The following is a 6,688-nucleotide window of genomic DNA, read 5'->3' on the forward strand; positions in this document are numbered from 1 at the left end:
CGAAGTGTCCGGACCGCGTCAAGCTCGCCCAGGACGCCCAGAACACCCCGATCGGGGGACGGTGCCGAACGTCCGTTCAGTCCCGCCGGCGCGCCGCCTCGTACAGCACGATCCCCGCCGCGACACCGGCGTTGAGCGACTCCGCGCCGCCCGGCATCGGAATGCGCACCCGGAAGTCGCAGGTCTCGCCGACCAGGCGGGACAGGCCCTTGCCCTCGCTGCCCACGACGATGACGACCGGGCCCGCCAGGGCGTCCAGCTCGCCGAGTTCGGCCTCGCCGTCGGCGGCGAGGCCGACCACCACGAGACCGGCCTTCTTGTAAGCCTCCAGCGCCCGCGTGAGGTTGGTGGCGCGGGCGACGGGCGTGCGGGCGGCGGTGCCCGCGGACGTCTTCCAGGCGCCGGCGGTCATGCCGGCCGCCCGCCGCTCCGGCACGACCACGCCGTGGCCGCCGAAGGCGGAGACGGACCGCACCACGGCGCCGAGGTTGCGCGGGTCGGTGACGCCGTCGAGGGCGACGATCAGCGGGTCCGCGCCCTCGTCGTGGGCGGCGGCCACCAGGTCCTCGGGGTGGGCGTACTCGTACGGCGGGACCTGGAGGACCAGGCCCTGGTGGTTGAGCCCGTTGGTCATGCGGTCGAGCTCGGGGCGCGGGGCCTCCATGAGGTTGATGCCGCCGCGGTCGGCGGCGAGCTGCAGCGCCTCGCGGACCCGCTCGTCGTTGTCGATGAACTGCTGGACGTAGAGGGTGCTCGCGGGCACGCCCTCGCGCAGCGCCTCGACCACCGGGTTGCGGCCGACGACCAGCTCGGACGTCCCCTTGCCGCCCCTGCGCTGCGGCGGACGCCCTTGGGAGCGGCGCACCTTGGCCTGCGCGGCGCGCTGCTTGGCGTGCCCCTTGCGCATCTCGGCGGGCGGGGTCGGCCCCTTGCCCTCGAGGCCCCGGCGCCGCTGGCCGCCGCTGCCGACCTGCGCGCCCTTCTTGCCGGACATGCGGCGGTTGTTCGCGGCCATGACCTACCTGTCTGTCGTGAGAATGTCGTACGTACGTCTATGCAGTGTGCCGCCCGGGAGGCCGGGCGGCACAGTCGATCTTCGGTGCTGCGCCTCAGCGCGGGCCGAGACTCCAGCGCGGCCCCTGCGGGCTGTCCTCGATGGTGAGGCCCGCCTGGCCGAGCTGGTCGCGCAGGGCGTCGGCGGTGGCCCAGTCCTTGCGGGAGCGGGCCGCCTCGCGCTGGTCGAGGACCATGCGGACGAGGCTGTCGACGACGCCGTGCAGGTCCTCGCCGCGGTCGGTCTCGCCGGCCCAGTGCGCGTCGAGGGGGTCCAGGCCGAGGACGCCGAGCATGGCGCGCACCTCGGCGAGGCGGGCCACGGCGGCTTCCTTGTCGTCGGCGGCGAGGGCGGAGTTGCCCTGCCGGACGGTGGTGTGCAGCACGGCGAGGGCCTGCGGCACGCCGAGGTCGTCGTCCATCGCCTCGGCGAAGGCGGGCGGCACGTCGGCGGCCGGTTCGACGGTGCCCGCCTTCTCCACCACGCGCTGGATGAAGCCCTCGATCCGCGCGAACGCCGACTCGGCCTCGCGCAGCGCCTCCTCGCTGTACTCGATCATCGAGCGGTAGTGCGGGGTGCCGAGGTAGTAGCGCAGCACGATGGGACGCCAGGTCTTGACCATCTCGCTGACCAGCACCGAGTTGCCGAGAGACTTGGACATCTTGTCGCCGGCCATGGTCACCCAGGCGTTGTGCACCCAGTACCGGGCGAACTCGTCGCCGGACGCCTTGGCCTGGGCGATCTCGTTCTCGTGGTGCGGGAAGATCAGGTCGAGCCCGCCGCCGTGGATGTCGAAGGCCGGGCCGAGGTACTTGTGGGCCATCGCCGAGCACTCCAGGTGCCAGCCGGGGCGTCCGCGGCCCCACGGCGTCGGCCAGGTCGGCTCGCCCGGCTTGGCGGCCTTCCACATGGCGAAGTCCCGCGGGTCCCGCTTGCCGGTCTCGCCCTCCCCGGACGGCTGGAGCAGGTTGTCCAGCTCCTGCCGGGACAGCTCCAGGTAGCCGGGGAAGGAGCGCACGTCGAAGTAGACGTTGCCGTCGGCCTCGTAGGCGTGGCCGCGCTCGATGAGGCGCTGCATCATCTCGATCATCTCGGGCACGTGACCGGTGGCGCGCGGCTCGTAGGTGGGCGGCAGGCAGCCGAGGGCGGTGTAGCCGTCGTTGAACGCCCGCTCGTTCTCGTAGCCGATGGACCACCAGGGGCGGCCCTGCTCCCCGGCCTTGGCGATGATCTTGTCGTCGATGTCCGTGACGTTCCTGATGAAGGTCACGTCATAGCCGCGGTACGCGAACCAGCGGCGCATGATGTCGAAGTTCAGGCCCGAGCGGATGTGCCCGATGTGCGGTGCGGCCTGCACGGTGGCACCGCACAGGTAGATCGAGACACAGCCCGGCTGGAGCGGGGTGAAGTCGCGGATCTGCCGGGCGTTGGTGTCGTACAGGCGAATAGTCACCACTCCAGGGTAGTGGGCGCGGCACAGTGCCCCACTACCCCTGGCTCAAGCAGCACGCTTTCGTGACCTACGCGGGCGGCCCGGGACGTGCGCGGGCGCTCAGACGTTGCCGACGACCTTGCGCGGGACGATCCGTACGACGACCCGTTCGGCGTCCTGCGCGGACGCCGGGTTGAACTCGGCGTACTTCTTCCCGGTGTACTTCAGCGAGAGCCGGTCGATGAGTTCCTGCCCGCCCTCGGTGGTCAGCTCGGCGTGACCTCTGATCTCCGCGTACTCATAAGGGGAGTCGGGGATCTGGACGACGACGCTGACGCGCGGGTCGCGGTCCAGGTTCCGCTTCTTGCGGCGGTCCACGGTCGTGGAGAGGAGGAGGTCGTCCCCGTCGCGCGCCACCCAGACGGGCGAGAGCTGGGGGCTGCCGTCGGGCTGGATCGTGCCGACGGTCACGAAGACGGGGCTGTCGAGCAGTTCCTTGAGCCGGTCGGACAGTACGGCTGACATGGGGCACCCTTCCGTGGACCTCGATGGTTCCCGGTGACGAGTACCCCGTCGGCCGTCAGCTCACCCGCACCACCAGCGCCGTGGCGATCGCCATCAGCCCTTCGCCCCGCCCCGGGAAGCCGAGCCCGTCCGTGGTCGCCCCGGACACCGACACCGGCGCCCCGGCCGCTTCGGACAGGATCTTCTGGGCCTCCTCGCGCCGCTTGCCGATCTTCGGGCGGTCCCCCACCACCTGTACGGCGACGTTGCCGATCCGGAAGCCCGCCGCGCGCACGATCCGCGCGGCCTCGGTCAGCAGCGTCACCCCGGAGGCGCCCGACCACTCGGGGCGCCCGGTGCCGAAGTGCTGCCCCAGGTCACCGAGTCCGGCGGCGGAGAACAGCGCGTTGCACGCCGCGTGCGCGACGACGTCCGCGTCGGAGTGGCCGGCCAGTCCGGGCCCCTCGCCCTCCCACTTCAGGCCCGCGCACCACAGCTCGCGGCCGTCCTCGAAGGCGTGGATGTCGGTGCCGATGCCGACCTGGGGAAGCGGGATCCCGCCGGAAGCAGCCTCAGAAGAAGCCATCGTTGAGCCTCCTGCGGGCCAGGACCGCCTCGGCGAGGACGAGGTCGAGCGGGCGGGTGACCTTGAAGGCCTCCTCGTGGCCCGGCACGGCCACGACCGTCAGCCCGAGCCGCTCCACCATGCCGGCGTCGTCGGTGACGTCGTCGGTGACCGTCTCGTGCGCGCGGACCAGCGTGGCCCGGTCGAAGCCCTGGGGCGTCTGGACGGCCCGCAGCCGGGCCCGCACCGGGGTGGCCACCACCGGCTCCGGGTCCCCGGGGACGGCGGCCGGCTCGACCTCCTTCACGGTGTCCGCGAGGGGCAGCGCGGGCACGACGGCCGGGGCGCCCGCGCGCACCGTCTCGATCACCGCGTCCACGGTGTCCACCGGCACCAGCGGCCGCGCCGCGTCGTGCACCAGCACGATGTCGTGGCCGGGCGGCAGCGCGTCCAGGCCGAGCCGCACGGACTCCTGGCGGCTGTGCCCGCCGGGGACGACGAGGAAGTCGGTCCGGTCGGGCAGCGCGTGCGCGTCGAGCAGCGACTTGACCTCGGCCACGCCCTCGGGCGGGGCCACGACGACCACCAGGGACACGGCGCGGGAGGCGGCCATCGCGCGCACCGCGTGGATGAGCATGGGCGTGCCGCCCAGCGCGCGGAGCGCCTTGGGGGCCCCCGGACCGAGGCGTACGCCCCGGCCGGCGGCCGGAATCACGGCTGCCGTACGCAGCTCCGTGGGTGAAGGGCGCGAATCGTCAGACATCGGTTCCTGTCAGGTTTGTGTGCGGGCCCGGCTTGGGTATGGCACGGGAAGTGCCGGGCACGACGCCTTGACCGGACCCTTCCGTGACACTGGTCGAGCCGACTGCCCGGGCCCGGCACGCCGAGTATCGGGGCACCAAGTATCGGGGGAAGTCTCCCCGAGCGGGTGTACGGACGGCGTCCGCGCGGTACGGAGTACGGAGCGTCGGCGCGGTACGGAGCGTCCACGTATGGAGTTTTCCGCGCACGGAGTGTTCCGCGCACGGACATGCCGCAGCGCCCGGCGACGGGAATGCGTCATCGGGCACCGCGGCATTTCCATGTTCCGAGTGCTGAGGCGGGCTCGCGCCTGCGTCAGGCGTTCAGGACGCGAGAACCTCGTCGAGCAGGGCCTCGGCCTTGTCCTCGTTCGTGTTCTCCGCGAGGGCGAGCTCGCTCACCAGGATCTGGCGGGCCTTGGCGAGCATGCGCTTCTCACCGGCGGAGAGTCCGCGCTCACGCTCACGACGCCACAGGTCACGCACGACTTCCGCGACCTTGATGACATCGCCGGAGGCGAGCTTCTCCAGGTTTGCCTTGTAGCGGCGCGACCAGTTCGTGGGCTCCTCGGCGTACGGCGCGCGCAGCACCTCGAAGACCCGGTCCAGCCCGTCCTGACCGACCACATCACGCACGCCGACGAACTCCGCATTGTCCGCTGGCACACGTACCGTCAGGTCACCCTGGGCGACCTTCAGCACCAAGTAGGTCTTGTCCACGCCTTTGATCTGGCGAGTTTCGATGGCCTCGATCAGCGCGGCCCCGTGATGGGGATAGACCACGGTGTCGCCAACCTTGAACGTCATGTGACAGGTACCCCTTCCGTGGCTATCCAGGGTAACACGGAAACCGCGGGTTCTGAATGGCGTTTCCGCAGGTCAGGGCATATCTCAGGGCTTGACAACAGCAACCGGAACGTGCTGCGCGGGGCCGACCGGAGAAGGTATTCGCAGGTCGGAGCCGCTGTCCGGGGCACGTGAAACCCGTACGTTACACGCATCCGAGGGCCCGCCAGAGCGTCCGAACGTCCCCAAATGTCTGGTTCCACACGTGCGACTTCCGCTACTCCGTTCGGCAGACGGGAGTCGGGTACGGGGCGTTTCCGGAATTGATCACGGACCCCCGGCCGGGCGGTGTGTGATCGATTTCCGAGCCGCCGCACATTCCTTCACGGAAATTTTGCGAGCCGGCTTATGTGAATGCCGTACGGGCGTCACGGCAATGTGACTGGTGAGTCGGATGAGACACGTGAGACGCAGGTGAGATCGGTGAGCGTTACGCCCCGCGGAGGGAAGACGGGGCCCTTGAGGGAGGGTCGGGTGCGGGCCCCGGGGAACGGCTCGGTAACCTGAGGCCGCTGACAGACACTTAGGGCGGCTTTATGGTCGCCACGCTCGAGTCAAGGAGTTGCCGCCGCCGTGAGCAGCAGCCTTCGACGCGGCGCCCTCGCCGCCTCCGCCATCGCGATCTCGATCGCCTCGCTCGCCGCGTGCGCAGCGGGCAACGACGCCCAGACGCTGCAGATCAAGCCGGACAACGCGGCGACGGCCGTCGGTGACCTCCGGCTCCAGAACGTCCTGATCATCACGCAGCCCGACCGTGAGTCGAAGGGCCCGGCCGTGGTCTCCGCGACCGTGTTCAACATGGGCAACCGCGATCAGACGCTGGACTCCGTCACGCTTCCCGGCACCAGCGCGTCCGCCCGGGTCAAGCCCGCCAAGGGCGCCGGTCCGCTGATCGTCCCGGCGCACGGCTCCGTCGTGATCGGCGGCAAGGGCAACGCCTCCGCCGTCCTGCCGAGCGGCCGTGAGGCCCTCCAGGACGGCAACGCGCAGAAGATCACCTTCACCTTCAGCAAGACGGGCGAGATCAGCCTGCGCGCGTTCGTCGTCCCGGCCGAGAGCTACTTCTCCTCCTGGGGCCCGAGCGAGACCCCCTCGGCGACCGCCTCGGCCACCGAGACGCCGTCCGCCTCCGCCTCCGCGTCGGCCTCGACGAGCGAGTCGCCGTCCGCCGGGGCCACGGCGACCGGTTCGGCCACCGCGAGCGCCACGGCCACGGCCGGCTGAGCAGCCGTACGCCGAAGGGCGGGACCTCCCGGGGAGGTCCCGCCCTTCGGCATGTCCCGCACGGCCGGCGACGGCCTGGTGCCCCAGGCGGTACGGCACTGCGGCCTCGACGGCCCGGGGCCAGCGGCTGGCTCGACGGCTCGGGACCGGCGGCTCAGGACCGACGGCTCAGGGCCGACGGCTCGGCACCGGCGGCTCAGGACCGGCGGCTCGGCACCGGCGGCTCAGGACCGGCGGCTCGGCACCGGCGGCTCAGGACCGGC

Annotated in this window: 7 protein-coding genes; 1 reads left to right on the plus strand and 6 read right to left on the minus strand. The window is 71.5% G+C overall.

What is annotated here, in order from left to right:
• Positions 1–76: 76 nt before the first annotated feature.
• The 6 genes from rlmB to VKA29_RS02875 form a co-directional block, all read right to left on the minus strand.
• On the minus strand, positions 77–1,015 hold the full coding sequence (gene rlmB, locus VKA29_RS02850) for a 23S rRNA (guanosine(2251)-2'-O)-methyltransferase RlmB (RefSeq protein ID WP_324783512.1): 939 nt from the start codon (positions 1,013–1,015) through the stop codon (positions 77–79).
• A gap of 94 nt (positions 1,016–1,109) precedes the next feature.
• Complete coding sequence (gene cysS, locus VKA29_RS02855) at positions 1,110–2,507, minus strand: cysteine--tRNA ligase (RefSeq protein ID WP_324783513.1); 1,398 nt, start codon at positions 2,505–2,507, stop codon at positions 1,110–1,112.
• A 99-nt stretch (positions 2,508–2,606) separates the two neighbouring features.
• A complete protein-coding gene (locus VKA29_RS02860; RefSeq protein WP_324783514.1) occupies positions 2,607–3,011 on the minus strand; it encodes a PPOX class F420-dependent oxidoreductase in 405 nt (134 codons plus the stop codon).
• A 55-nt stretch (positions 3,012–3,066) separates the two neighbouring features.
• Complete coding sequence (gene ispF, locus VKA29_RS02865) at positions 3,067–3,576, minus strand: 2-C-methyl-D-erythritol 2,4-cyclodiphosphate synthase (RefSeq protein WP_324783515.1); 510 nt, start codon at positions 3,574–3,576, stop codon at positions 3,067–3,069.
• A complete protein-coding gene (ispD, locus tag VKA29_RS02870) occupies positions 3,563–4,318 on the minus strand; it encodes a 2-C-methyl-D-erythritol 4-phosphate cytidylyltransferase (RefSeq protein WP_324783516.1) in 756 nt (251 codons plus the stop codon). The genes ispF and ispD overlap by 14 nt, the downstream gene beginning before the upstream one ends.
• Positions 4,319–4,679: 361 nt before the next feature.
• The gene (locus VKA29_RS02875) at positions 4,680–5,162 is read right to left on the minus strand and encodes a CarD family transcriptional regulator (RefSeq protein WP_003953493.1); all 483 of its coding nucleotides are present in this window, start codon (positions 5,160–5,162) and stop codon (positions 4,680–4,682) included.
• 612 nt (positions 5,163–5,774) lie between these two features.
• Here VKA29_RS02875 and VKA29_RS02880 point away from each other — a divergent pair.
• The gene (locus VKA29_RS02880; RefSeq protein WP_324783517.1) at positions 5,775–6,425 is read left to right on the plus strand and encodes a DUF461 domain-containing protein; all 651 of its coding nucleotides are present in this window, start codon (positions 5,775–5,777) and stop codon (positions 6,423–6,425) included.
• Positions 6,426–6,688 lie beyond the last annotated feature (263 nt).

It is taken from the genome of Streptomyces sp. H51 (genome assembly GCF_035656535.1).
Taxonomy (GTDB): domain Bacteria; phylum Actinomycetota; class Actinomycetes; order Streptomycetales; family Streptomycetaceae; genus Streptomyces.